This is a genomic window from Haladaptatus sp. AB618, assembly GCF_024136965.1.
In the GTDB taxonomy this organism is placed as follows: Archaea; Halobacteriota; Halobacteria; order Halobacteriales; family Haladaptataceae; genus Haladaptatus.
In genome coordinates, this window is sequence record NZ_JAMYJX010000004.1 from 114,863 (window position 1) to 139,903 (window position 25,041).

General features: G+C 60.0%; 23 protein-coding genes and 2 pseudogenes. 19 read left to right on the forward strand and 6 right to left on the reverse strand.

Going from position 1 to position 25,041, the window contains the following annotated elements; translation table 11 throughout:
* Nucleotides 1-5: 5 nt before the first annotated feature.
* On the reverse strand, nucleotides 6-1,343 hold the full coding sequence (locus NKF26_RS13900; protein WP_253234465.1) for an acetyl ornithine aminotransferase family protein: 1,338 nt from the start codon (nucleotides 1,341-1,343) through the stop codon (nucleotides 6-8).
* 246 nt (nucleotides 1,344-1,589) lie between these two features.
* Here NKF26_RS13900 and NKF26_RS13905 point away from each other — a divergent pair, with 246 nt between their 5' ends.
* The 10 genes and pseudogenes from NKF26_RS13905 to NKF26_RS13950 form a co-directional block, all read left to right on the forward strand.
* A complete protein-coding gene (locus tag NKF26_RS13905) occupies nucleotides 1,590-2,090 on the forward strand; it encodes an Lrp/AsnC family transcriptional regulator (protein WP_253225684.1) in 501 nt (166 codons plus the stop codon).
* A 264-nt stretch (nucleotides 2,091-2,354) separates the two neighbouring features.
* Entirely contained in the window at nucleotides 2,355-3,272 is a 918-nt protein-coding gene (locus tag NKF26_RS13910) for a CoA transferase subunit A (protein WP_253225685.1), read from the forward strand.
* Nucleotides 3,269-4,042 carry a CoA-transferase subunit beta gene (locus tag NKF26_RS13915; protein ID WP_253225686.1) on the forward strand — a complete coding sequence of 258 codons (774 nt, stop codon included), beginning with the start codon at nucleotides 3,269-3,271 and terminating at the stop codon, nucleotides 4,040-4,042. The genes NKF26_RS13910 and NKF26_RS13915 overlap by 4 nt, the downstream gene beginning before the upstream one ends.
* A pseudogene (locus NKF26_RS13920) lies at nucleotides 4,042-5,204 on the forward strand (thiolase domain-containing protein). The gene NKF26_RS13915 and the pseudogene NKF26_RS13920 overlap by 1 nt, the downstream one beginning before the upstream one ends.
* A complete protein-coding gene (locus tag NKF26_RS13925; protein WP_253225687.1) occupies nucleotides 5,201-6,178 on the forward strand; it encodes a hypothetical protein in 978 nt (325 codons plus the stop codon). The pseudogene NKF26_RS13920 and the gene NKF26_RS13925 overlap by 4 nt, the downstream one beginning before the upstream one ends.
* On the forward strand, nucleotides 6,178-6,597 hold the full coding sequence (locus NKF26_RS13930) for a Zn-ribbon domain-containing OB-fold protein (RefSeq protein ID WP_253225688.1): 420 nt from the start codon (nucleotides 6,178-6,180) through the stop codon (nucleotides 6,595-6,597). The genes NKF26_RS13925 and NKF26_RS13930 overlap by 1 nt, the downstream gene beginning before the upstream one ends.
* A gap of 200 nt (nucleotides 6,598-6,797) precedes the next feature.
* Nucleotides 6,798-8,324, forward strand: coding sequence for an aldehyde dehydrogenase (locus tag NKF26_RS13935; RefSeq protein ID WP_253225689.1), 1,527 nt, complete (start codon nucleotides 6,798-6,800; stop codon nucleotides 8,322-8,324).
* A gap of 165 nt (nucleotides 8,325-8,489) precedes the next feature.
* Entirely contained in the window at nucleotides 8,490-9,845 is a 1,356-nt protein-coding gene (locus NKF26_RS13940; protein WP_253225690.1) for an aspartate aminotransferase family protein, read from the forward strand.
* On the forward strand, nucleotides 9,845-10,162 hold the full coding sequence (locus NKF26_RS13945; RefSeq protein ID WP_253225691.1) for a hypothetical protein: 318 nt from the start codon (nucleotides 9,845-9,847) through the stop codon (nucleotides 10,160-10,162). Before NKF26_RS13940 ends, NKF26_RS13945 begins: the two co-directional genes overlap by 1 nt.
* A pseudogene (locus tag NKF26_RS13950) lies at nucleotides 10,081-10,374 on the forward strand (Glu/Leu/Phe/Val dehydrogenase); the annotation flags it as partial. The gene NKF26_RS13945 and the pseudogene NKF26_RS13950, both read left to right, overlap by 82 nt.
* 105 nt (nucleotides 10,375-10,479) lie before the next feature.
* Here the strand turns inward: NKF26_RS13950 and NKF26_RS13955 are convergent.
* Together NKF26_RS13955 and NKF26_RS13960 are read right to left on the reverse strand one after the other, a co-directional pair.
* Nucleotides 10,480-10,863 carry a hypothetical protein gene (locus NKF26_RS13955; protein ID WP_253225692.1) on the reverse strand — a complete coding sequence of 128 codons (384 nt, stop codon included), beginning with the start codon at nucleotides 10,861-10,863 and terminating at the stop codon, nucleotides 10,480-10,482.
* A gap of 468 nt (nucleotides 10,864-11,331) precedes the next feature.
* Nucleotides 11,332-11,505 carry a carboxymuconolactone decarboxylase family protein gene (locus NKF26_RS13960; RefSeq protein WP_253225693.1) on the reverse strand — a complete coding sequence of 58 codons (174 nt, stop codon included), beginning with the start codon at nucleotides 11,503-11,505 and terminating at the stop codon, nucleotides 11,332-11,334.
* 1,304 nt (nucleotides 11,506-12,809) lie between these two features.
* Here NKF26_RS13960 and NKF26_RS13965 point away from each other — a divergent pair.
* From NKF26_RS13965 to NKF26_RS13980, 4 genes are all read left to right on the forward strand, one after another.
* Nucleotides 12,810-13,670: a lamin tail domain-containing protein gene (locus tag NKF26_RS13965; RefSeq protein WP_253234466.1), complete on the forward strand. Its 861-nt coding sequence runs from the start codon at nucleotides 12,810-12,812 to the stop codon at nucleotides 13,668-13,670.
* Nucleotides 13,671-13,762: 92 nt separating this feature from the next.
* Nucleotides 13,763-14,383, forward strand: a complete 621-nt coding sequence (locus NKF26_RS13970) for a TetR/AcrR family transcriptional regulator (protein WP_066146977.1) — start codon at nucleotides 13,763-13,765, stop codon at nucleotides 14,381-14,383.
* A gap of 222 nt (nucleotides 14,384-14,605) precedes the next feature.
* Entirely contained in the window at nucleotides 14,606-15,805 is a 1,200-nt protein-coding gene (locus NKF26_RS13975; RefSeq protein ID WP_253234467.1) for a cytochrome P450, read from the forward strand.
* A 2-nt stretch (nucleotides 15,806-15,807) separates the two neighbouring features.
* Complete coding sequence (locus tag NKF26_RS13980) at nucleotides 15,808-16,581, forward strand: SDR family NAD(P)-dependent oxidoreductase (RefSeq protein WP_253234468.1); 774 nt, start codon at nucleotides 15,808-15,810, stop codon at nucleotides 16,579-16,581.
* A 29-nt stretch (nucleotides 16,582-16,610) separates the two neighbouring features.
* Here the strand turns inward: NKF26_RS13980 and NKF26_RS13985 are convergent, their stop codons facing one another.
* Genes NKF26_RS13985 through NKF26_RS13995 form a run of 3 tightly spaced genes read right to left on the reverse strand, consistent with a single transcriptional unit; the run spans nucleotide 16,611 to nucleotide 19,648 of the window.
* Nucleotides 16,611-18,710 (reverse strand): type B DNA-directed DNA polymerase, encoded by a 2,100-nt coding sequence (locus NKF26_RS13985; RefSeq protein ID WP_253225698.1) that lies wholly within the window; start codon nucleotides 18,708-18,710, stop codon nucleotides 16,611-16,613.
* Nucleotides 18,711-18,714: 4 nt separating this feature from the next.
* Entirely contained in the window at nucleotides 18,715-18,987 is a 273-nt protein-coding gene (locus NKF26_RS13990) for a hypothetical protein (protein WP_253225699.1), read from the reverse strand.
* Complete coding sequence (locus NKF26_RS13995; protein ID WP_253225700.1) at nucleotides 18,974-19,648, reverse strand: hypothetical protein; 675 nt, start codon at nucleotides 19,646-19,648, stop codon at nucleotides 18,974-18,976. The genes NKF26_RS13990 and NKF26_RS13995 overlap by 14 nt, the downstream gene beginning before the upstream one ends.
* 570 nt (nucleotides 19,649-20,218) lie before the next feature.
* Between NKF26_RS13995 and NKF26_RS14000 the strand changes: the two genes are divergently transcribed.
* The 5 genes from NKF26_RS14000 to NKF26_RS14020 all read left to right on the forward strand — a co-directional run bounded on the left by NKF26_RS14000 (nucleotide 20,219) and on the right by NKF26_RS14020 (nucleotide 24,966).
* A complete protein-coding gene (locus NKF26_RS14000; RefSeq protein WP_253225985.1) occupies nucleotides 20,219-20,767 on the forward strand; it encodes a hypothetical protein in 549 nt (182 codons plus the stop codon).
* Between the two features lie 133 nt (nucleotides 20,768-20,900).
* A complete protein-coding gene (locus NKF26_RS14005; RefSeq protein WP_253225701.1) occupies nucleotides 20,901-22,484 on the forward strand; it encodes an alkaline phosphatase in 1,584 nt (527 codons plus the stop codon).
* A gap of 140 nt (nucleotides 22,485-22,624) precedes the next feature.
* Entirely contained in the window at nucleotides 22,625-23,407 is a 783-nt protein-coding gene (locus NKF26_RS14010) for a hypothetical protein (protein WP_253225702.1), read from the forward strand.
* A gap of 112 nt (nucleotides 23,408-23,519) precedes the next feature.
* The gene (locus NKF26_RS14015) at nucleotides 23,520-23,942 is read left to right on the forward strand and encodes a GtrA family protein (protein ID WP_253225703.1); all 423 of its coding nucleotides are present in this window, start codon (nucleotides 23,520-23,522) and stop codon (nucleotides 23,940-23,942) included.
* A gap of 196 nt (nucleotides 23,943-24,138) precedes the next feature.
* Nucleotides 24,139-24,966, forward strand: a complete 828-nt coding sequence (locus NKF26_RS14020; protein WP_253225704.1) for a ZIP family metal transporter — start codon at nucleotides 24,139-24,141, stop codon at nucleotides 24,964-24,966.
* Nucleotides 24,967-25,041 lie beyond the last annotated feature (75 nt).

Consider the following 25,041-nt stretch of genomic DNA (forward strand, 5'->3'; position numbering starts at 1 on the left):
GAGAATTACTCCAGCGCCTCCGCGAGCGCCTCGCCGAAGAGTTCGATACCGACCGTCGCCTGTTCCTTCGTGATGGTAAGCGGCGGCGCGAATCTGACCGTGCTCTGGCCGCACGGGAGGATCATCAGACCGTGTCGCCAAGCGGTGTGCATGACCGCTTCCGAGAGGTCGCCGTCGGGTTTCCCCGTCTCGGGGTCGACGAATTCGGCACCGATCATCAAGCCGAGGCCGCGCACCTCCGCTATTTGCGGGAACTCCTCCGCGAGCGCGTCGAGTTCGCCCATCAGGTGTGCACCGACCTCGGTCGCGTTGTCCAGGAGGTTCTCGTCGTCGATGACGTCGATAACGGCGTTCGCGGCCGCAGCGGCCACGGGATTCCCGTGGTACGTGCTCGCGTGCGTTCCCGCACCCCACGTCATCACCGTTTCTTTGGCGACCATCGCGGACATCGGGAGACCGTTGGCGATGCCCTTCCCCATCAGGGTAATGTCGGGTTCGACGCCCCAGTTGTCCATCCCGAACCATTCGCCGGTGCGGCCGAATCCCGATTGCACTTCGTCGGCGATGAGGAGAATCCCGTGGTCATCCGCGAACTCGCGGAGGCGCTCGTGGAATCCCTCCGGTGGCACGACGTAGCCTCCCTCGCCCTGTACGGGTTCGACGACGATAGCCGCGATTTCGTCTACGGGGACACGAGTCCGAATCAGGTCCTCGAAGGCGTCGAACGTCGCTTTCATCGCGGCCTCGTCGCTACCGTACTTTCCGGGTTTCGGGTACGGAATGTGGTCCACACCGGGGACGAGCGGGCCGAAACCGCGCTTGTACTTCGTCTTGCTCGCGGTGAGCGAAAGCGCGCCCATCGTCCGCCCGTGGAACCCGCCTTCGAAGGCGACGAATCGGTGGCGGCCCGTGTGATGCCGTGCGAGTTTCATCCCTGCTTCGACCGCCTCCGCACCGCTGTTGCCGAAGAACACCTTCTTCGGGGAGTTACCGGGAGCGATCACTTCGAGCCGTTCGGCCAGTCGCGTCGGCTCCGGGGAGTAGTAGTCGCAGAACGCCGGGTGGACCAGCGAATCGAGTTGGTTCTTCGCCGCCTCCACGACCTTCGGGTGTCGATGGCCGACGTTCGTCACCGCGATACCGCTGGCGAAGTCCCAAAAGCGGTTGCCGTCCACGTCGGTCACGTTCAGTCCCTGCGCACTCTCGACGGCGAGCGGGTACGCCCGCGGCGAACTCGGCGAGACGACCTCGCCGTCCGCCTCGACGAGTCGTTTCGCCTTCTTTCCCGGCAGGTCCGTCACGATGTTTGGTCCCGCTACCGACCGATTGTCTTGCTTGCTCATGGCACGGGGTCTGTTGTGCTGAGTATTAAATTATAGGGAAAAAATTGCATCAGTTCGGAATATGCGCGACTATTATTGGTCTGAATTGTCGCATGCGGACCGCGCGCGGATGGACAACGGTCATCGTACCATAGGGTCCAGTGAGCCCCGGACGCGACCGCCGTCCACGACCCCTGCTCGACAATTATCGATGAAAGCTCAACAAATTGGAAAGCACTTATATACTCTATTCATCTTACTACAACCATGGCCGACGTGAACCTCGATGAGAAAGATTTCGAGATACTCCGCTGGTTGGATCGAGAAGGCGACGTTGACGTGGACGTAGAGGAACTGAGCGACAAACTCGGGATCAGTCCCTCGACGGTCTACTACCGAATAGAGAAGTACCGCGAGCGGGGCATCGTCACGGGGGAGGTACCGCATATGGACCGGAAGAAACTCGGACTGAATCTCACCGTTATCAGCGAAATCAAGAGCGAGTACGGCCCCGGATACGACGATATTGGCGAGCGTCTCTCCAACATCTCCGGCGTCCAGACGGCGTACTTCATGGTCGGTGAGAAGTCGTTCATCCTCATCGCTCACCTCCGCGACCACGACCACCTCCAGCAGTTCATCGACGACATCATCCACACCGACGGAGTCTCCCACTCGGCTACGAACATCGTCCTCAAGACGTTCAAGGACGAACCCCGCCTCCTCGTCAACTACGACGACGAGGACCTCGAAGCCCTCCGTTCCTGAGCCTCGACGGTCGTTCGACAAGTGCCATTCGCGACCGACTTCGAATCTCCCCTCTCCTCCGTTCTCATCCTCACCTTCTTTCTCATCCTCACTTGTCCTCTTCACACACACACCGGATTCCTCTCGATCCCGCATCCATTCTACCGCCACGTAGAATGCCAACACATACCATATATTGCACTATAGTCAAAATATACCGGTCTGAATTGTAATTGGTTCCGCGAGGGGAAGATAAAAATAGGATCGCTACAAATCAGGACAGAGATGACGAAGGTAACAGATTTGACGAACGCGATCTCGGGTGCTGTCGACGGCGGGGATAGCGTCTACCTCGGTGGGTTCACGCACCTCATCCCCTTCGCTGCGGGCCACGAGATTATCAGACAGGGGTACGAGGACCTCCACCTCATGCGGGCGACGCCTGACCTCGTCTTCGACCAGATGATTGCCGCCGGATGCGCCTCGGCAGTCACCTTCTCGTGGGCGGGCAACCCCGGCGTCGGGAGTCTTCGAGCGTTCCGTCGCGCAGTCGAGGACGGCGTCCCGAACGAGATAACCATCGACGAGTACTCGCACTTCGGCCTCGTCTCGCGTCTGTTCGCTGGCGCGCGTGACATGCCGTTCGTTCCCCTTCGGAGCCTCGTCGGGTCGAGTCTCCCGGAGCACAACGACAATATCCGAACCGTTCAGAACCCGTTCGCCCCCGACGAACAGGTCTGTGTCGTCCCACCGTTGAACCCTGACGTGTCCATCGTCCGGGGGCAGCGCGCGAGTCCCGAGGGCGACGCGCACCTCTGGGGAATAACTGGCGACGTGGTCGACGCGGCCTTTGCCGCCGACACGGTCGTTCTCTGCGTCGAGGAAATCGTGGACGCCGAGACGCTCCGAAGCGACCCCAATCGGACCGAAATTCCGGGGACCGTCGTCGACTACGTGGTCGAAGCACCCTACGGATCGCACCCCTCCTACACGCAGGGATATTACGGCCGCGACAACGCCGCGTACCTCGACTGGAACGAGATGTCGAAGACGCACGAGACCACCCAGGAATGGCTCGACGAGTGGGTCTACGGCGTCGAAGACCGTCGTGAATACGTCGAGAAACTCGGTGCCGAGCGCCTCCTCGACCTCGAACCGACCCACGACTACGCCGAACCCATCGACATGGGGCGATACGCATGAGCGACCTCGACTACACCGATACGGAACAGATGATAACGCGCGCGGCGCTCGAACTGCAGAACGACGACACCGTCCTCGTGGGCGTCGGCGTCCCGAACCTCGCGTGTAACCTCGCCAAGCGGACGCACGCGCCGGACCTCCAGATGATATACGAATCGGGGACCGTCGATTCGAACCCCGACGCGCTCCCGCTCTCCATCGGTGACCCGGTTCTCGCAACGGGCGCTCGAAGCATCGTTCCGATGTACGAGGGCTTCAGTCGCTATCTTCAGGCCGGACGCATCGACGTGGGATTCCTCGGCGGCGCACAGATCGACAAACGCGGTAACATCAACTCGACCGTCATCGGCGACTACGACGACCCGAAGGTTCGGCTTCCGGGTAGCGGTGGGGCCTGTGAAATCTCCAGTAACGCCCATCGGACACTCATCATCGCACCCCACCAGAAGCGCCGATTCCCCGAGGAGGTCGATTTCGTCACCTCGCCGGGGTACATCGAAGGACGCGAGGGCCGCGAGGAGATGGGCCTCCGTGGCGGCCCCGAGGCGGTCATCACCGACAAGGCCGTGATGAAATTCGACGACAGCGGGGAGATGTACGTGGAAACGCTGCACCTCGGCGTCACCCGCGACGAGGTACAGGAGGCGACCGGTTGGGAGGTCCAGTTCGCCGACGACGTGACCGAGACGCCGACCCCCGACGACGACGAGATTCGACTCATCCGCGAGGAACTCGACCCCGACGGCATCTACACGGGTGGTGGCGACTAGTGCGTGACGTGGCACTCGTCGGCGCGGGACAGAGTCCCTACGGGGAACACCCCAACGCTGGCATCAAGGAACTGTTCGAATCGGCCTACGACGCGATGGTCGAGTCGTCGACCACGGATTCGAGGCTGACGACCTCGACGGAGCCTACGTCGGCAGTCTCGGCGTCGGCGGCTACCAACTCGGCATCACGGGCGCGTCGCTGACGTCGCACCTCGGACTGACGGGGGTGTCGGTCCAGCGCGTCGAAAACGCCTGCGCCTCCGGCGGTTTCGCCCTGCTCGACGCGGTTCACGCCGTCGGGTCGGGCGCGAGCGACGCCGTCCTCGCGGGCGGCGTCGAGAAGATGCTGGACCTCAGCGGCGACCGATCGAAGTACTGGCTGGGCGTCAGCGGCGACACCGAGTACGAGCGTCTCGCGGGCATGACGTTCGCGGGCGTCTACGCCATCGCCGCCCGGCGATACCTCCACGAGACGGACGCCGAACACGAACACCTCTCGAAGGTCGCGGTCAAGAACCACGAGAACGGTGCGGTGAACCCCAAAGCCCAGTTCCAACGGGAAGTCTCGCTGGAGAAGGCACAGGGTGCGCCGGAAATCGCCGACCCGCTGAACCTCTACGACGCCTGCCCGACGACCGACGGCGCGGCCTGCGCGATGGTCGTCCCGGCCGACGAGGCGCACGAGTACACCGACGACCCGGTGTACATCACCGGATTCGGCGGCGGCAGCGACCATCTCGCGCTCCACGACCGGGACACCATCACGTCGCTCTCGGCGGTCCGCGAGGCGGCCGACGCGGCCTACGACCGCGCGGGGAGAACCGCCGACGACATCGACCTCGCGGAGGTCCACGATTGCTTCACCATCGCGGAACTCCTCGCGTACGAGGACCTCGGATTCGCCGACCGCGGCGAGGGATGGCGACTCATCGACGAGGGTCGGACGCGACGGGACGGCGACCTGCCCGTCAACACGAGCGGCGGGCTAAAGTCGAAGGGTCACCCCCTGGGCGCGACCGGTATCGGACAGGTCGTGGAGGTGTTCGACCAACTCCGCGGCGACGCGGGCGAACGACAGGTCGATGGCAGCGTCGCCCTCTCGCACAACGTCGGCGGGTCCGGCGGTGCGGCGACCGTCTTCATCTACGAGGTGGACGCATGAGCGTCGGCATAACCGACTACGCCGTCTCGCTTCCGTCCTACCACGTCACCGCTGAAACGTACGAGGAGGCGTGGGGACGATTCGCCGCGAGAATCGACCGCAAGACGGTCCTCTCCTACGACGAAGACGCCATCACGATGGCCACGGAGTCTGGGCGAGCGGTCGACGTAGAGGGCACGGAGACGCTCGCGTTCGCCACCACGTCGAATCCGCAGTCGGGGTCGTTGGTGAGTGGACCGCTCTCGCGGGCGCTCGGTATCGACGGGGCATGCCGGACACTGGAGTTCGGCAACTCGTGGAAGGCGGGCCTCGAAGCACTCGACGTCGGACTCTCGTTCGGGTCGTCCCTCGTAGTCGCATCCGATACGCCCGACGCTCCGCGAGACGAGGACGCCGAGCACGTCCTCGGTGCCGGGTCCGCGGCGTTCGTCGTCGGTGACGACCCGCTCGCGGTCCGCGTCGGAAGCGCCCACTACGTGGACGCCTACCTCCCGGCGAAGTTCCGAACGGACGGGCAGGTGACCGACCTCTCGCTCGGCGGGTACACGACGGACGGCTTCGTGGAAGCGCTCTCGGTCGTCGTGGACGACGCCCTCGCTGAGGCGAACTGCGCGGCCGAGGATATCGACCACGCGGTGTTCCCGCAGGACGACGTGAAGATGTCATGGCGCGGTGGCGCTCGACTCGGATTCGACGCCGACCAGATGAGTGCCGGATTCGTCGTCAAGCGCATGGGATTCGCGGGCGTCGCCTCGCCCCTCGTCGGTCTCTCCGCGGCCCTCGACGCCGCGGAATCGGGTTCCAGAATCCTCGTCGCGGGGTATGGGTACGGCCACGGTGCAAGTGCGTTCGTCTTCGAGACGACCGACAGGGTCGAAGAAGATGGCGCGTCGGCTGGCGTCGGTGCCTCGCTCGATGCGACCGAGAAGTTGAGTTACGCCGAGTACGCGCGATTGCAGGAGGTGTCGAACTGATGGGTGCACACATCTCGATTCCGATGTACGAGCGAACCGTGGGGCAACGATTGGCGTTCGAGGGCGAACGCTGTACCGACTGCGGGACCGTCGTGTTCCCCCCGAAGGGAGCCTGTCCCGATTGCCGAAGCGACGCGTTCGAGGCGGCCGACCTCTCGGGAGAGGGCATCATCTACTCCTACACCGTCCTCTCGCCGGGTGGTGCGCCCCCGGAGTTCGCCGGGCAGGCGCAGGCGGAGGGGCGGTACGTCGTCGCCATCGTCGAACTCGACGAGGGGCCGCGAATCACCGCACAGGTCACGGATGTCGACCCTACCGAGGTGGCGGTCGGTATGCCCGTCTCGGGTCGCATTCGCCGAATCTACGAGGAGGAGGGAGTCGTCAGATACGGGTTCAAGTTCGTCCCCGCGACGGAGTGACTCGCGTGGGGTGAGTACGCGATACTCGGGTCGTCGGTCGATCGTTCCGAACTACGCCACCGTCTCACCCACTCATTCATCTCCGAGCTAACAAACACCCTCCAAATTAGAATCATCACAAAATAACTTCGTCAATTTTGGTATCTAGTTAGTTTTATTAGCGCTCGATCCAAGGTGCATGACGAACGAGGACAACCATCATGGAATTGGAACACTACACCGACTCGATTCAGGAGAATCATCAGCAAGCGAGCGAGGAAGCCCAGTCGTTCGGATCGTTCGAAGCGTGGATCGGTGGGTCGTCCCGCCCGGCGGAAAGCGGCGAGACGTTCGAGACGCGCGACCCCGTCGTGGACGAACCCATCCTCTCGGTCCCTCGCTGCGACGACGTCGACGTGAACGCGGCCGTCGATGCCGCACAGGACGCCTTCGAGAGCGAGTGGGGCAACGCGACGCCCGCGGAGCGGTCCGAAACCCTCCTCGAATGGGTGTCGGTGCTCCGCGATCACCTCGAAGAACTCGCGCTCCTCGAAAGCCTCGACGTGGGGAAGCCGCTGTCGTACGCAAAAGGAGAGATCACGAAGGGAATCGACTTCATCGAATACTACGCGAACATCTGTCGCGCCGAGGGCGGCAAGCAGATTGCGGCGGCAAACGACGCACACATCTACACCCGCCGTGAGCCCTACGGCGTCGTCGGATGCGTCACGCCGTGGAACTACCCCCTCGTCCTCACCTCCTGGAAGATCGGTCCGGCGCTCGCCGCTGGCAACGCCGTCGTGTTGAAACCCGCCGAGCAGAGTCCGCTCACGGCGCTCCGAATCGCCGAACTCTCCGAGGGTGTTCTGCCCAACGGCGTCTTCAACGTCGTCCCCGGATTCGGAGAAGAGGCGGGCGCGCCCCTCACGGGTCACCCCGACGTGCAGAAGGTTTCGTTCACCGGCGAGGACGTGACCGGCGAGGATGTGATGAAGTCGGCCGCCTCGAACATCACGCCCGTCACGCTGGAACTCGGTGGCAAGTCGCCGTTCGTCGTCTTCCCCGACGCGGACATCGAGCAGGCCGCCGAGACCGTCGCCGGGAGCATCACGTACAACACCGGCCAGTCGTGTGACGCCTGTTCACGCGCGCTCGTCCACGAGGACGTCCGTGACGAGTTCGTCGAGAAATTGGTCGAGGAGATGGAGTCACACACCATCGGTGACACGCTCTCCGAGGGGACCACCTTCGGCCCGCTCGTTTCCGAAGCGCAGTACGAGAAGGTGAACTCGTACCTCGAACTCGGCGTCGAAGAAGGTGCGACCCTCGCGACGGGCGGAAACGCCGTCGAAGCCGAGGGCACCGACGACGGTTGGTTCGTCGAACCCGCCGTCTTCGTGGACGCCGACAACGACATGCGAATCGCTCAAGAGGAGATATTCGGTCCGGTCGAGACGGTCATCACCTTCAGCGATTACGACGAGGCCATCGAACTCGCCAACGACGTGGAGTTCGGCCTCGCCGCGGGCGTGGCGACGGAGAACGGTTCGCTCGCCCACCGCGCGGCCGCCGACATCGACGCGGGAAGCGTCTGGGTCAACAAGTTCTACGGACGCACCGTCACCGGTAGCCCGTTCGGCGGGTTCAAACGCTCCGGCATGGGCCGCGAGTGCTCCCGCGACACGCTCAACGCCTACACCCAAGAGAAGACGGTCCACATTCCCATCGAGCAGGAACCGACGCTCTGAATCCGCCGTCGATTCTGGCCTCCCGACCATTCCATTCATACCGACCCCGAGACGCGAGTCCATCCGACGCCATTTTTATATCGACCAGAGTCGTTTGTAACCTCTCCAAAATTCGGTTTTCTTAGTAAGACTTATTTCACCTTAGAGTGCAGTCAATCGTTATAGATGGCACATCAGAACCACATATTCTACAAATGGGGTGGTGGTATCGAGCCCAACCTGCCGAGGGTCGACTACGCCACCGACGAGTTCCTCGTGACCGAAGACGGCGAGAGACTCATCGACGCCGCGTCGGGCGCGGCGGTGACTAATCTCGGCCACTCGGTTCCAGGCATCGATCGGATATTCGAGTCACAGTCGTCGGAAGTCTCGTATCTCAGTCTGTCTCACTTCTCCCACGATGCACCCGAAAGGCTCGCGCGCACGCTCGCGACGCGCTCTCCCGGGGATCTCTCCAAAGTGTTCTACACGAACTCGGGGAGCGAGGCGAACGAAGCGGCGTTCAAACTCGCACGAGAGTACTTCCGTTCGTGCGGGAAGACCGAGAAATCCGTCGTGATCTCCCGCTGGCAGTCGTATCACGGCGCGACGTTCGGGGCGCTGTCCGCGACCGGGAACACGCTTCGACGGCGTGGCTATGAATCGTTCCTGGCCGACTGGGAGCATATCTCGCCCGCGTACCCGTACCGGTGGCCGTTCGAGGGGACGCCCGAAGAGCAGGCCCGCGCCGCCGCGCGTGAACTCGAAACGGCGATTCGCCAACGTGGTCCCGAGACGGTCGCCGCCTTCATCGCCGAACCGGTCGGCGGCGCCAGCATCCCCGCGGCCGCACCGCACCCCGTTTACTACGAGGAGGTCCGCGACATCTGCGACGAGTACGACGTGCTCTTCATCGCGGACGAGGTGATGACCGGATTCGGCCGAACCGGGCCGCTGTTCGCCATGGAACACTACGGCGTCGTTCCCGACATGATGACGCTCGGAAAGGGCCTCACCAGCGGCTACACGCCGATGAGTGCCGTGCTCGTCCGTGACCACGTCGCCGAGGAGTTCACCCACGACGGCGTCTCGTTCTCCCACGGCCACACGTTCGCCGGGAACCCGTTGTCCGCGGCCGTGGCGAGCTTCGTCGTGGACAAGTATACGGACGACGTGCTCGAACAGGGTCGCACCCGTGGCCGCCAACTCGTCTCCGAACTCGACACGCTCCGAGACCACCCGATGGTCGGCGACTTCCGTGCGATGGGGCCGATGGTCGGACTGGAATTCGTCGCCGATACGGAGACGAAAGAGCCCTTCGACCCCTCCTCGAAGGTGTACAAACGGATCTACGACGCGGCACTCGACCGCGGCGTCTACACGTACCCAGGAAAGGGGTCAGTCGATGGGCTGGCGGGCGACCACCTGCTGCTCGCTCCGCCGCTGACACTCAGTGAGACCTCGGTCTCTCGAATCGCCGACGCCGTTATCGATTCAGTCGAGTCAGTCTACCGCCGCATCAAGCCGGAGGTGACCACCTGATGGTGAAGCATGAAGGGAACGTGACCTCGGAGCCTGAATCCCACGCCGAACCCGAATCCGAGACGGCACTCGACACGGCCCGACGACAACTGGAACGGGTTGCGGGACTCGTGGACGTGAACCCGGGTATCGTCGAGCGATTGATGCACCCGACGAAGGTGCAACGTGTGACGGTCCCCGCTGAAGTGCGACGACGGCTCCGTCGAGGTCTATACCGGTTACCGCTCCCAACACGACGACGTTCGCGGCCGCCGAGATCCTCGAATCGAAGGGCGTCGCCGTCGTTCCCGACATCCTCGCCAACGCGGGCGGTGTGACCGTTTCGTACTTCGAGTGGCTCCAGAACATCAACCGTCGGTCGTGGTCGCTCGAACGCGTGAACGACGAACTGGAGACGGCGATGCTCCGCGCGTGGGACGACGTGTCCGACGCCAAATCGGCGTTGAACGTGACGTGGCGAGACGCCGCCTACGTGGTCGCCCTCTCCCGAATCGGCGAGGCCAAAGAGTCCCGTGGATTGTGGCCCTGATTCGGATGGGTGAACGGTAGTGACGAGGATCGAACCGTTTCGAACGGTCAGGTCCCCGACCACACGCCTCGAAACCGCCAACTCGTCGTGAACCTCAGTTCGAGATCAGTCCTTCCGTAGTTCGTCGAGGGCGATGATCACGTACAGCGCTCCGATCAAGCGGGTACCGAAGTAGACCCACGGTTTCCACCGACAGTCGTTGGCATCGGTGTACGCGAGTTTGGTCCCATAGTCGACGTAGGCACGTGGGAACGCCAGCGCAAGAAGTCCGATAACACCGAGGAACTGCTTGAACGCGGCGTACGAGCGGTCGCTTCGCCACATGGTAATCAAGAAGACGAGTCCTTCGACCCGCGCACCAGGAACGACCCATGGCCGCAGTTCACAGTCGTCGGGATTATCGAGTGCGAGGCGCTCCGCCCGATCGATGAGCGCTTCCGGAGACAACAGTTCGACGAGACCGATCGCCGAAAGGAGCATACGGAACATCGTGTGATAGTTAGATACCCAACAAGATAAACTTCATCCGGACACATCGAGGACGGGACTTGCGAGCGTCGTTTCGATATCCTCGCCTCTAGAACGATCGGTTCCAGTGACGGGAACACACGCCGAGCTAACCGATGAAGGAGAACGGGAGAAGCGTGGAGAGTTATCAGTTCGTCACTTCCCCCTCTCAAGGATGCAAGACGACTCGGTGTCCTACGATATGATATCGACCGTTGTACTGGTCAAGGCCGAGTCACCCAGCATCCACGCAATGATGAGAACACGAAGTCGGTAAACATTTTGGCTGATGGATTGAAAAGAACAGTCGGTCGGATGTTACGTGTGTCGGGAGTCGTCCTTGGAATCCTCATCGCGTTTGTGACGGTCGTCGGCTAGCGCTTCGAGTTTCCCCTCGGTCGTCTCAAGAAGACGGTTTCCGATGTCGGCACCGATGGGTCCACCGACGAGTTACGTCTCGCGCTCGGCTTCGAGCGCCCGAAGCGTCTCGTACGCGACGGTTGCGTAGGTCATCGCCGGGCCACCTCCCATGACGACGGCGATCTTCAGCGTCTCGACGATCTCCTCGTGGGTCGCACCGGCCTCCAGCGCGGCATCGATGTGCCAGAGGATGCAAATGATCACAGCGGGTGACGACGCCGATGGCGAGCGACATCAACTCCTTGGTCTTGTGGTCGATAACGGACGTCGCTTCCGAGGACTCGACGAACCCGACGAACTGTTCGAGTTCGGGTGCCTCTTCGATCAGTTCCCCGAGCGATTCTTTGAACTCGGCCAACTCTTCAGATCGTGTCATGAAAATTCAATCGTCATCGGCCTTCATGTCTTTACGGGTCCTATCCTCGTGGACCGCAGATTTATGCCATTTTCTTTAGCATCCAGAGACGATCATCTCGACATCGTGTCGAACTGTTGCTGACTGCAGAACGAATCATGGCAAATTTCCGTTATTTGGTCCACTGCTCGATTTAGAGGACGTCTTCGATACTGTGTGAGAAATACCCACGCATACTATCCCATAGATACATATCCCGGACAAACATCGTATAAATAATCTGGTGTTTTGGTGTCAGAATCGAACCGGGGACAGCGAAGACACAAGCGACAGCAACGGTCGGACCGTTTGTAGAGCTATTTCGGCCGTTATTAGAGACGATTGTCGTTTGTGGAAATGCGATCGGGAGATATGTTGTAATCGTTCTCACGAATGTTCTGAAGAATATAGAACCGGATCTATCGGGATAAAACCGGACATTCTACCAGTAGAAATTTAATGGACAACGGCATACCAGGTAAGCGGTTATACCGGGTCGTCCCTGATCACTCATCACATCACTGGCCCGGGTGGGGGAACGATGAAGAAGTCATTAGTTAATCACATGAAACGGCGGTTGAATCGAGCGGCAGAACAGGAACCGGAAGAACGAGCACGCGCTTTGCTCGACATCAGGTCGGATTTGGAACGCTTCCGAAAGAATCCACATATCGACCGAGAGACACTGGCACAGTTCGAAGAGGATATCGAACGACGACTGACGAAGATAGACGATCACGTTACAGTGGCACAACGAAAGACGGAATCGCCGTCTTTGCCGTCGAGAATCGCTCATCTGATGCGTTCCATCTATCCTTGGTCGGAGGGGTCTTCTCGAACCGACGAAGAAAAGACGAGAGGAAAGTCTTCCTCTTTCAGCGACTGAACGAGCGTTATCAGCGACGAGGAGCACCGTTGTACAACGTTTTCCGGCGAGAATATCGGCAATCTGTATACCGGGTAGGGGTAGACGGGATAGTCTACGGTCCGAAAAGCGGACGATATATTCGGCTATTTATTTCATCATATTCCCAATACAAATTTACATACGCCTTCAAATTAATTCCTTCTTGTGGGAAAAGAAAACAGCGGCGCGAAGGTTGTTATAGCGACAGTGACAGTATTACTGGTCTGTGGCCTAACAGTCGCACTCGTCGTCACACCAGCTACTGCCGAGATAACCGATAGCCAACAAGTGACGGTAACGAACGTCGTCGATGGCGATACCCTCGACGTTCAGTATGCAAACGGGACGACCGATACCGTTCGTTTACTCGGCGTCGACACCCCTGAAACGTACGGTGAAAACACTCCTGATGAGTGGGAGGGCGTTCCAAACACACAAGCCGGAAAGGATTGTCTCCACTCGGAGGGAGAGAACGCAAAAGCGTTCATGAAGAACAACCTCGAAGGGAAACAGATAACCCTCAAATTCGATTCCGAATCGGACCACCGAGGATATTACGGTCGTCTCCTCGCCTACGTTTACTATGGGGGAGCCGATTACAATTACAAACTCGTCCAAAGTGGTCAGGCTCGTGTGTACGATTCGACGTTCACCAAGAGTGACTCGTACTACAGCGCCGAAGCGTCGGCACAGGACGGCGAACAGAACGCATGGGGTTGTCGAAATGTCGGTGACGGCGGTGGGTCAGTGAGTATCTCACGGATCCACGAGGATGCAGCGGGCAACGACAACGACAATCTGAACGACGAATATGTCGTTCTGGAGAATACCGGTACGACATCGATCGACGTAACCGGATGGACCGTCTCGGACGAGTCTGGGAAAACGTACACGTTCTCCAGTTTGACGCTCAGTCCGGGCCAGACGGTCACGCTTCATTCGGGAAGCGGGTCGGATACGAATAGCGATGTGTACTGGGGTCGGTCGGGTGCCGTTTGGAATAACGGCGGTGACACCGTTTCAGTCACCGACAGCGGTGGAGCATCGGTAGCGACGAAGGCGTACTAACGACACCTCCTTTTTACGTGATCGGATTCGCTCCCGCCATGGGCAATATTGAAGTCACCTTCTAGTCCTACATCCAACATAACGATACTACGATGAGCAGCTATCCGGAAACCGAACAGCGAATTAGAGAGGCCGCGTTTCGCGCGCTAGTCGAGCACGGATACGCGGATCTATCGATCAAGGATATCGGTAACGAACTGGGTCAAAATCCCTCCATAATATACCACTATTACGATAGTAAAGACGACCTCCTCCGCTCGATGCTCGACGTCTTCGTCGAGATATTCGTCGGACAGCAGAACGAGCAACCGATCATCGATGCGGAGGACGAACTGAGACGGTTCGTGAGACAGATACTACACCCGACATCAGCACAAGTCGAACGAGCCATATTTTCCCCACCGTCGGACATCGAGACGGCGGTTTCACGGGTTTACGTCGAACTGTGGGCGCACGCGACGTGGGACGACGACTTCCGAAAGGAAACGACGCAAGCAGAGGACAGTCTCCGGACGATGATCACCCGAATACTCCAAGCGGGGATAGAAAGCGGGCAGTTCCAGTCGGTCGATGCGGAACTGACGGCGGACCACATCTGCTTTCTTATCGAACAGGGACTACACACACGGACGACGACGAACCGCGACGACGCCGTCGAACGAGTTCTGACGATCATCGATGGAATCGTAGCGGACATCTCTCGCGAAGACTAATCTCCGCTCTCGCGTGGGCGGTTTGTCATCGATTTCCGTCGAGTCCTCGCTTCGGAATCACGAACGACTTCTGCCCGAATTCGAGAAACCCCCTCTCTCCGAAATAAGGCCCTCTGAGCGCTGTTTGTAGAGGTCCTGCTTTCGCACAACCCGTGTTTCTGCACCCCGGTATCAGATAGAATAAGAAAAAAGCCTATAATTGATTAATTGGTCAATTAACTCATGCAGTCCACAGATCCGGTCGCGGGGAAGAGCGAACTGCCGGAAGCGATCCGTAGTCGAAACGGACAATTGGAGCCCTTCGAGTGGTACGCTGAAATGCGTCAGCGCTCTCCTGTACACTTCGACGAGCAGCGACAGCAGTGGGACCTCTTTCAGTATGAGGAGGTCAATCACGTGCTCACCGATTACGAGTCGTTTACCGCGAATCGATCAGGCTCCGAGAACGTCACGGACGATGACGGGGCGATGTTTCAGACGATGATCATGGTCGACCCACCGGGACACGAGCGACTACGCGGGTTCGTCAACGAACGATTCCAACCGGGGACGCTCAGAGAGTATCGGCCTCGAATCGAGGAGTTGACCGAAGAAGTATTGGACCAAATCGATGGCAAGGACCGATTCGATTTCGTCGACGAGTTCGCAATTCGGCTTCCGATAACGATCATCGCTGAACTGTTGGGAATTCCTGTCGAACGTCGTGATGAGTTCAAAGAATGGTCGGATGCACTCGTCGCACGTCCCGAGGATGGATCCGAAGCTTCGATCAAACGGAGCCAAGAGCGGACTCAGTGGGCACAACAACAGATGGGCCAGTACTTCGCCCAGTTGCTCGAAGAACGCCAAGACGGAAGCGGGGACGATCTCATTACGCTTGCCGCGACGAGCGAGGAGTTGAGCAGGGGAGAACAGATCGGTTTCTGTATGCTCCTTCTCGTTGCGGGGAATATCACGACGACGAACCTTCTGACGAACGCCCTCTGGTGTTTCGAGGAACGGGGAATGACCGATGCGATTCGAACCGGAGAGATCGATCGAAAACAGGCGATCGAGGAGGTGCTCCGATATCGCTCTCCGATTCAATCGTTGGACCGTGTTGCGTTGGAGGACGTCGAATTGAACGGGCACAAGATTCGGGAAGGAGACGTCGTAACGGCGTGGCTAGGTGCGGCCAACCGTGACCCTGAACTCTTCGATGCTCCCGAAGAGTTCCGTCCCGAGCGACGTCCGAACCGACACATCGCATTCGGAAAGGGTGTCCACTACTGTTTGGGCGCTCCGCTCGCACGAATCGAAGCGGACGTCGCGTTCGAAGTACTGCTCGACCGATTCGAAACGATAGAGGCGGATTTGACGGATCTACAGCCGCTATACAGCCTGTACGGTCTCGAATCGCTCACGTGCACCATCGAGGAATGATCATGAACGGACTAAACGAAAAGACGGCAGTGGTAACGGGAGCAGGATCGGGGATCGGACGCGCGTCGGCACAGCGTCTCGCGAAGGAGGGAGCAAACGTCGTTATCGCGGATGTGGTCGAGGAAACTGGACGTGAAACAGTTGATCTGATCGAAGACGATGGCGGTGACGCGACGTTCGTTGAAATCGATGTTTCCGACGTCGAATCAGTCGAGCGGATGGTCGATATCGCGGTCGATACGTACGGAAGCCTCGATTTCGCGCACAACAACGCGGGAATCCTCACAGGCTTCGTAGAGATGGCAGACATCGAAGAAACAGATTGGGACAAACTCCTCGCGATCAATCTAAAGGGTATTTGGGCGTGCATGAGGGCCGAACTCCCTGTCATGGAAGAGCAGGGAAGCGGAGTAATCGTAAATACAGCTTCCGAGGCGGGACTGGTTGGGATGGGCGGACTCGCTAGTTATTCGGCCAGTAAGCACGGGGTTGTCGGTCTAACCAAAACAGCCGCCCTCGAATATGCTACTCGTGGTATTCGGGTCAATGCAATCGCGCCGGGTCCGACGAAAACGAACATTCAGGCCGGCTCGGTGGGAAGTGGGAGTGACCCGACATCGATGCCGTTCGATACGTCGGCGATGACCGATGTCCCAATGGGACGCGTCGCAGAGCCGGAGGAAATGGCTGGCGTGGTCGCATTCCTCTGTTCGTCCGACGCCTCGTATATCACCGGCCACACACTGCCGGTGGACGGTGGTCAAGCGGCTGACTAAATACTATCAATTTTCCGAATTCGTACTTATTAGAAAAACGATTTGAGGCTGCGTTCGTCGTGATCCGAGAGGAATCGTTCGATGTGTTTCTCACGCCATCCCAGCGGTGACAGTACACTCTCTGCCCCCCGTACTAGCAACTCCCGATAGAAGCCGGAATCATACTCGGTCGGCTCCTCGACCGCCAACGCCACTCGTTCACGCGATTTCTTCGCATCGTCCACCACCACGTACGACACGCTCTGACCCGGCGACCGCGCCAACTCCAACTCGGCCGCTCGCTCCAGTGCCGCCACGCTCCGCGTCGATTGCGTGTACTCCTCCCGATTTTTCGAAACCCGGTTCGTGATCACCAACTCGCTCGGGTCGACCGCGCCACGCTCAAGTCGGTCTATCCACGACCGTAACTCCTCACAAACGGCCTCCGGATCACGATGCTCGTCCACCGCTCGGATCAACGCTTTCTGCGCCTCGTCGATGTACGACGGCGTACTGCGCTGGCGACACTCGATCCCGCGGTACTTGTACTCGTCTTCGCCAGCGACCTTCCCGAAGTACTTCGTCAACGCACCGGCATCCGAATCGCGCAACGGAACGAACGCGATCCAGTCGTAGTGGGCTTCGTGTTCGAGCCGAATCTCCACCTGCTCTGAAATCCGAGTCGCAAGCTGGGACAGCGGCGTCCGTTCTTCGCCTTCGATCGGTGTCACCCACACGCTATCGACGATGCCGTGCACGATCCGCCACCCGTTCGCTTCGAGCACCGCTTTCGTCTCCAACAGGATTTCCCTGGCAAACGCGTTGATCGCCTCGTGGCACTCGATGCGCCCGAACTTCGCGTTCGAAAAGCCCTGATAGCCGAAACACGACACCAAGATCCACTTGATCGCGCTCGATTGGCCCGCCAACTCGTCGCGACGCTCCTCGTTCTCAGTCCCGCGAATCTCGGCTTTGATTCTATCTCGATCCTCGATGAGCGGTTCGAGCACGTCCGGAAGATAGCCCCGCTCGTCACAGATCGAGTAGCCGATTCCCGGCACGTCCTTCCTCCCGGCGTGACATTCACAGCGAATCTTCTCCGGGCTCACGTTCCGCGTGACGATGATGTTCGGATACAACGAGGAGAAGTCGAGTTCGTGGACGTCCTCGTGCAGGCCGACGTCCGGCGCGAAGGTGAATCCACCGCGGTCGGCATCGCGCAATTGGCGCATCGTTTTGAACCGCTCGTGACGCCACGAGTGCCACGGCACGAGCACGTCCCGTTCGCGGGCTTCCCGGATCTGAATCCCGGTCAAAACGTTCCCGATCGACGACCACGCCAGTTCCTGCAGTGGTTTCCCCGACCGCTTCACGAGATACAGACAGCCATCGAGGTTCGTCTGATTCCACATGAACGTGTTCGAACCGTCGATGATCGCCCGACCGGGCAGGTTGTAGCGTGCCGGTGAGTGGCCGACTCGTCCGTAGCTCTCGTACGTCGATTCACCCGCCAACTGCTGCCACCCCGGCCGTCGTCCGAGCTGAAACGCCACGTCGAGCCGCTCGGCCTGCCCAAAGAGGACGGGAACGAGGTCGCTGGTATTCAGGAAGAGAACGTCCGGATCGGCCCGTTCGACGCGGGCCGACAGCGTGGCCACCACGTCCGCACCGCTTCCGGTTACCGTCTCGTCGTCGATCGTGAGTTCCGTGACGGTTCCGCTCGCGAGTTCCGTCTCCGCGACGGCGATTCGCATCCGCGAGAGTTCGTGCTCCGGAAGCGGGTCGATTCCCGCTTCGAGACAGTAGCGAAACTCCCGCGAGAAGTCGACGTTGTAACATCGGTACTCGCCGGGCGAACCCCACTTGCTCACCGTTCGGGCCACCGAGTCGACTGCTGTGAGGTCGACCACATCCACCCGAAGTACGCGCTCGGGATCGTTTCGGAAGCTCACGCGTCGATCGACGACGGCAACCTCCACGACGGAAGGGAGGTCACGAAGCGCAGCACGTGCCGTGGAAAACTCACCGTCGCCGTGCACCGACACGTAGATCGTCGGCGTGTACGATTCGTCCACTTCGCAGTTCACACCCGACTCGGTTACCGACCAGGTGAGAACGTCGCCGTCGACGTAGTCGATTTTGTACACCATGGCCTCATCCCCGGTCGTTCAAATCGTCCTCGACGTGAGCGAGTCGGTCTTCCAGATCGTCGAGTCGCTTCTGTTGTTCGATCAGCATCGAGACGAGCGCCGGAATCTCGACGAGTTGGTGGTTCAAAAGCCCACTCGCGTCGGCATGGGCACGGGCATACTCGAACAGGCGATCGAAGACGCCCTGGTCGGCGCGTCGGAGTGCCCGTCGGTAGTCACCCCATCGGGACTCCGTCGCCCGGAGCAACTCACGATACGTCGAGTTAGTGCGCCCCATTCGCACGCACCTCCGGTGGAACGTCGGCATCGACCATCGCCGGATGCCGATCCGCCAGGACGCGTTTCCAATACGCGAGCGTCGTCTGCACCATTCCATTCTCCAGGGGGTAAACCAACGTCTCGTACTCATCGCCCGTGAACCGTGGTCCGAACCGCGTTCGCTCACACCGGACCGTCCGATCCGCAATCTCGCGAATCGGTGCCGAGAGCGCATCGTCCGCATGCAAGGTCACGAGTATCGGATTCTCGAACGTCTCGGCGAGCGCTTCGATCCGTTCTGCCGCGGCCGAGAGCATGCGTTCGTCCGCTCCTCGGGGGAGGTCCTCCGACCGATAGAACCAGTCGACGGCGGGGAGGACGGCGATCGACGTTTCGTCCGTGAGTTCGCCAGCGAGGTCCCGCACGAGACTCAGGTGTTGCCACGGCGTGAATGCCCGAGCGATGTGAATCCGGTCGAGGACACGCATCGACGGGGTGACTTGGGTGAGCGAGCGCGTCGTTCCGTGACCACGAGCGTCGACCCAAACGGCCGACCCCTGATCGAGGAGCAGTCGGTCGAGCACGAGCGAGTGGAGCGGACCGGTCGTTCGTTCGTCCGTAGTGAGCATTGTGACTCCGGAGTCGAGCGACGGGAGTTCCGGCGGAGTATCGGATATCATCACGGATGCTACATCGACCGACTATCGGATAGGCAAGCCAGGGTCGGTTCCGAATGTTCCGATACCGGAACGACCGACGTCACCGAGTCCCCGTGATCGTTGTACCGAACATCGAAACGTGACGGGAATACCCCCCACAACGAGTGATGGTGTAGACGAAGGACCCCGATGAAGAGGGCGGTCTGTGAGAACGATACGTCACGGAATATCGGGCGGATCAAAATCCGCCAGTTCGCTCGTGAAAATCGAGGACGGCGGGATGATGCCGGGTGGTTCGACCGGTAAGGTTGAAACGAGCGCTCCACCACCCATCGAACCGGTACCGCGGAGCAATAGATGGGGTACCACTGCCGAGGATACCACGGCAGGACACGAACCCGAATCGTCATCCCCCCTCGAAGGAGGGACCGCGGCTTCGAGATTCGGGACGATTCCACGGTTTCCGATTCCGACTTCCGAAAGACCGGTCGTCGATTCATCGGAGATGGAACATACGGAAGCGCACAGTATTTGTGCAACGCAACCGTTATCATCCGATTGATACCCGTGGCAGAGGATCAACACCAACCGATGGCCCGAGAGACGGAGCGAGGGATCCGGTACGCGATTCTCGCCGTGTTCGTCCTTGGCCTCCGTCGGCGAAATCCCGGTGCAGCCGTCAACGCGCTGGTCGCATTCGTAGCGACGTATCTCCCCGACGCTATCGACCACAAGTACGATGTCGGCTTTGGACCGTGGCAGCGCGTCTATTCGGACGCCGCGATGCTGACCCACACCGTGGGTATGCTCGGTCCGTACGACGACGTGTGGTGGTGGGACCACCTCACCCACACGCACTCGGCGACGCTTCTCGGGGGACTCGCCTTCGTTACCGCTCGCCGCCAAGGCCGCGACCCCCGTCCGCGCGTCCTGGCGGTCGTCGTCGGTCTCGGCGTTCTGTGGGAACTCATGGAGTATCTGATTCACGCCATCGCCGACCGCTTCGACCGCGAACCGATCCTCGTTTCCTACGGCAGATCGGATATCCTCTTCGACCTCCTGTTCGATCTATTCGGGGCGCTACTCGTCCTCGTATTCGGGGACCGGTTCCTTCGAAACCTCTATCCGCGCGTCGACTAGTCCGCTCTCGTACCGTTGATTCGCTCCGAATTTCCACGTCTCCATGACCCCTCGTACAGCTTCGGGGGATACCATAGCAGTATTGTTCACTCTTATAAACTGCTATATTATCGTCCTGGAATCGATAAACAACATGCTGGAAAACGTAACGAGAAGGGATGCGATGCGAACGACCGCCGCTGTCGCCTTCGGCGGGACGATGGTTCCCGAATCGACGATAGCCGAAGAGTCGAAGCCAGCGGATCGGGACTCCCGTTCGACGGACGTACTGTCAGCACCGAACGGTGCACAGGTCGGCGATATCGTCGGAGATAGAGCCCTTATCTGGAGTCGGGCGAGCGGCCCGGCACGAATGTACCTCCACCTTTCGACCGACCGGGAGTTCTCCGAGAAACGGACGATCCGTGGACCGGCGGCACTCGCGGACAGCGACTATACCGCAACGATCGACATCGAGGGACTCCCTCGGGGTGAAGAGATTCAGTATCGGGTGGAGTTCGAGAGCCTTCGGGAGCCAGGAACCCGAAGCGATCCGGTGGGAGGGTCGTTTCGAACGCCCCCGACGGATCGAACAGATATCCGGTTCGTCTGGGGTGGAGACGTCGTCGGGCAAGGGTGGGGGATCAACCCAGACTTCGGTGGCATGAAGACGTTCGAATCGATGCGGAAAACGGACCCCGACTTCTTCATCCACTCCGGCGATTCGATCTACGCCGATGGGCCGCTCGAAGAACGCGTCGAACTCGACGACGGCAGCGTTTGGCACAACGTCGTTACGGAAGCGAAATCCGACGTCGCCGACACGCTCGCCGAGTTTCGTGGGAACTACCGGTACAACCTCCGGGACGACCACTACCGAGAGTTCGTCTCCGAGGTTCCGATGATTCCGCAGTGGGACGATCACGAAGTCCTCAACAATTGGTACCCGAACGAGAAACTACCGGCGGACGATCCGCACGACGTCAAAAGCGTGAACCTACTCGCGGCACGTAGCCAGCGGTCGTTCCTCGACTACATGCCGATTCGCCCGCGGGAGGACGTCGACGATGCGATCTATCAGCGCTTCCCGTACGGCCCCTCGCTGGAGGTATTTCGGCTCGACATGCGGAGCTATCGAGGTCCGAACACGGGGAACACGCAGACGGAACCGGGGCCGAAAACGGACTTCCTCGGCGACACGCAACTGGACTGGCTCAAAGACGCGCTCTCGAACTCCGAGGCGACGTGGAAGATCATCGCGGCGGACATGCCGATCGGACTCGTGGTCACCGATGGCGACAAGTACGAAGCGGTCGCAAACGCGGACGACGGGATACCGAAAGGTCGGGAACTGGAGATCAAAGAGTTGCTCTCGTTCATGCGCTCGGAAGGCATTCGGAACGTCGTTTGGCTAACGGCGGACGTCCACTACGCGGCGGCCCACCACTACCACCCGAAACGGGCGTCGTTCTCCGAGTTCGAACCGTTCTGGGAGTTCGTCTCCGGTCCGCTTCACGCCGGAACGTTCGGACCGAACGAACTCGACGACACCTTCGGACCGGAAGTCGTCTTCGAGAAGAGTCCACCGGAAGGGGAAGCGAACCTTCCGCCGAGCGACGGACTGCAGTTCTTCGGGCAAGTCGACGTCGATGGTCGATCCGACGCACTGACGGTAACGCTCAAGGATATGAACGACGATTCGCTGTACACGAAGGAGCTTACCCCCCACGGCTGCTGATCGTTACCCGGTCGACTGCTGATCGTTACCCGATAGGCCGCTGATCACCGCCGCCGCGGCGTGGATCACGATCTAGTTCTCGCCAGGTGGCAACCACACGACATCTATATCTCCTCACATGACGTACTATACGGGTGATTATGCCGATCGATATCACCGCCGTGCTCAAGCGTGGCTACCGCCGCAGTACCGAACGAAACGGACTCACCCTCATGGGGATCATCTTCGTCATCTCCGTCCTCGACGGCGTGCTCGGACTCGGCGTCGATCGATTGAACGCCGGGCAGCAGTTCGCCAACAGTGGACAAGTGGACCCGACGTTGCTCGTCCCGTCCCTCGGTGCAGGAATCGTCTCGTTACTGTTGGGCATCGCGTTGCTCGTCGTAAGCATCGCGGCCATTCGCGTGTTCGTGAGCGACGAAACCGAACGTCTCCCCCGAGAATACTTCACCCGGAATATGGTCTGGGCCGCGATCAACCTCTTCGTCGGCGTGATCGTCTTCGGAATCATCGTCGCACTGGGTTTGGTCGCGTTCGTCGTCCCGGGTATCTTCCTGCTCGTGACCTTGGCGTTCTGGACGGTGTACGTGGCCGTCGAAGATCAGAACTTCATCACGGCGTTCCGCAACAGTTGGGGATTGACGCGTGGATACCGCCTCAACCTCTTCGTGTTGGGCGTGGCCGTGTTCTTCCTCGTGGTACTCGTCAACCTCGTCTTCGGCCTCGGTGACCTCGCAAGTGGGAGTCTCGCTGGCGATATCGTCGCCTTGGTGTTCGCACAGGCCGCGAGCGCTATCACGACGGTCTTCTCGACCGCCGTGCTCGCAACGGCGTACACCGAACTCACGGCGGACGACGATGACGAGTTTGGTGAGACGGCCAGCGACGACGAGGACACCACTACAGGACGCCCCGCCGCCTAGAGCGGCCGATCGCTCCCGTTCGAACGGGCGTCCCACCCTGTTGGTCGAAGGACGTTCACAGCCACGACGGAAGCGACAGGACTACACGACCCGAGCACCTCAGCTATAAGAGATGTCACGGGGATTCCCTCGTAATCTCCACAGCGGCCTGTTCACGCCCCAGTTGCGGCGGTTCGTTTTCGTCGGGGGTGTCGCCGCGGGAGTGCAAACGATCCTGCTATGGATGTTCGTCGATAAAACGGGCCTCGATTACTTGTTTGGCGCACTGATCGCCATCGAGATTACGATTCTGTTTCAATACAATCTCAATAACGCGTGGACGTTCCAGGCGAGTCGAAACACGAGTTCGAAAGGCTACCTCGTCGGATTGCTCAAAACGAACGTCGTCCGCGGGACGGCGATCCCGATTCAGCTCGGCATCCTCTTTTGCCTCGTGAACTGGGGGAACGTTCTCTATCTACTCGCGAACGCCGTTGCGATCGGTATCAGTGGGGTGTACCGGTACGTTCTCGACGCGCGGTGGACGTGGGGATGAACTGGCCCTCGAACGAAGAAAACGCCGGAAATCCGGCGGTGATGGCTTTAGACTACTCCCGGACCGTGCTTGCCGGGCCAGACCCGACGGACCGAGTGAACCGATTCCCGAAACCAGTATCACTCAACCATTAATACGGGAAGACGGTGAATATTCTCCGGGGAACAATGGTTTCGAACGATGAGAGGTGGCTCCGATGGTAGTCCCGCAGTTTACAGCGTGGTTTGGGTCGGATCCGGTCGTCAACGGGCTTATCGGAGGGGTGATCATCGCGTTTCTCAACCTTCTCGGAGCGTCGTTGGTTTTCGTTTGGCGGGATCCATCCGAGCGGGCGATGGACGGTGCGCTCGGATTCGCTGCCGGCGTAATGCTTGCTGCGAGTTTTACGAGCCTCATTATTCCCGGGATCGAAACCTATTCCGATGGAAATCCCATCCCAGTCCTGGTCGGAATCGCACTGGGTGCGCTCTTTTTGGACCGTGCAGACGTACTCGTGCCGCACGCACACTTTCTACTCACCGGTCGACGGAGAACGGACGCCGCGAATCCGAGTACCGATTTACCCGTAGACGACGAACGACTCTCCGGTGTCATCCTGTTTATTCTCGCGATTACGCTCCACAATATGCCCGAGGGACTCGCGGTTGGCGTGGGTTTCGGCAGCGGTGATCTCGGTACGGCGATTCCGCTAATGCTCGCCATCGGTATCCAGAATATTCCGGAGGGATTGGCGGTTTCGGTGGCCGCGATCAACGCGGGATTGGACAAACGCTTCTATGCTGCATTCGCGGGGGTTCGTTCCGGTCTGGTCGAGATACCACTCGCGGTCCTCGGTGCGTACGCCGTTCAATCAGTTTCGGCCTTACTCCCCTACGCGATGGGATTCGCCGCGGGAGCGATGCTGTTCGTCATCAGCGACGAAATCGTTCCGGAGACACACACGAAAGGGTACGAGCGTATCGCAACCCTCGGGACGATTTTCGGAACGATCGTGATGCTGTATCTCGACATTTCGCTCGGATGAAGTACCGCCCTGATGAGTGGACCCAACAGTTTCGCTGAATCAGCCTCCCGGAATACGATGGCGACTCAACGAGCA

Coding starts and splice junctions, on each gene's coding strand:
- NKF26_RS14010 (WP_253225702.1), top strand. CDS start 22,625: ATGCCGATCGATATCACCGCCGTGCTCAAGCGTGGCTACCGCCGCAGT.
- NKF26_RS13990 (WP_253225699.1), bottom strand. CDS start 18,987: ATGGGGCGCACTAACTCGACGTATCGTGAGTTGCTCCGGGCGACGGAG.
- NKF26_RS13945 (WP_253225691.1), top strand. CDS start 9,845: ATGGTGAAGCATGAAGGGAACGTGACCTCGGAGCCTGAATCCCACGCC.
- NKF26_RS13975 (WP_253234467.1), top strand. CDS start 14,606: ATGCAGTCCACAGATCCGGTCGCGGGGAAGAGCGAACTGCCGGAAGCG.
- NKF26_RS13995 (WP_253225700.1), bottom strand. CDS start 19,648: ATGATATCCGATACTCCGCCGGAACTCCCGTCGCTCGACTCCGGAGTC.
- NKF26_RS14000 (WP_253225985.1), top strand. CDS start 20,219: ATGGCCCGAGAGACGGAGCGAGGGATCCGGTACGCGATTCTCGCCGTG.
- NKF26_RS14005 (WP_253225701.1), top strand. CDS start 20,901: ATGCTGGAAAACGTAACGAGAAGGGATGCGATGCGAACGACCGCCGCT.
- NKF26_RS14015 (WP_253225703.1), top strand. CDS start 23,520: ATGTCACGGGGATTCCCTCGTAATCTCCACAGCGGCCTGTTCACGCCC.
- NKF26_RS13925 (WP_253225687.1), top strand. CDS start 5,201: ATGAGCGTCGGCATAACCGACTACGCCGTCTCGCTTCCGTCCTACCAC.
- NKF26_RS13930 (WP_253225688.1), top strand. CDS start 6,178: ATGGGTGCACACATCTCGATTCCGATGTACGAGCGAACCGTGGGGCAA.
- NKF26_RS13905 (WP_253225684.1), top strand. CDS start 1,590: ATGGCCGACGTGAACCTCGATGAGAAAGATTTCGAGATACTCCGCTGG.
- NKF26_RS14020 (WP_253225704.1), top strand. CDS start 24,139: ATGGTAGTCCCGCAGTTTACAGCGTGGTTTGGGTCGGATCCGGTCGTC.
- NKF26_RS13915 (WP_253225686.1), top strand. CDS start 3,269: ATGAGCGACCTCGACTACACCGATACGGAACAGATGATAACGCGCGCG.
- NKF26_RS13940 (WP_253225690.1), top strand. CDS start 8,490: ATGGCACATCAGAACCACATATTCTACAAATGGGGTGGTGGTATCGAG.
- NKF26_RS13955 (WP_253225692.1), bottom strand. CDS start 10,863: ATGTTCCGTATGCTCCTTTCGGCGATCGGTCTCGTCGAACTGTTGTCT.
- NKF26_RS13970 (WP_066146977.1), top strand. CDS start 13,763: ATGAGCAGCTATCCGGAAACCGAACAGCGAATTAGAGAGGCCGCGTTT.
- NKF26_RS13910 (WP_253225685.1), top strand. CDS start 2,355: ATGACGAAGGTAACAGATTTGACGAACGCGATCTCGGGTGCTGTCGAC.
- NKF26_RS13935 (WP_253225689.1), top strand. CDS start 6,798: ATGGAATTGGAACACTACACCGACTCGATTCAGGAGAATCATCAGCAA.
- NKF26_RS13980 (WP_253234468.1), top strand. CDS start 15,808: ATGAACGGACTAAACGAAAAGACGGCAGTGGTAACGGGAGCAGGATCG.
- NKF26_RS13985 (WP_253225698.1), bottom strand. CDS start 18,710: ATGGTGTACAAAATCGACTACGTCGACGGCGACGTTCTCACCTGGTCG.
- NKF26_RS13900 (WP_253234465.1), bottom strand. CDS start 1,343: ATGAGCAAGCAAGACAATCGGTCGGTAGCGGGACCAAACATCGTGACG.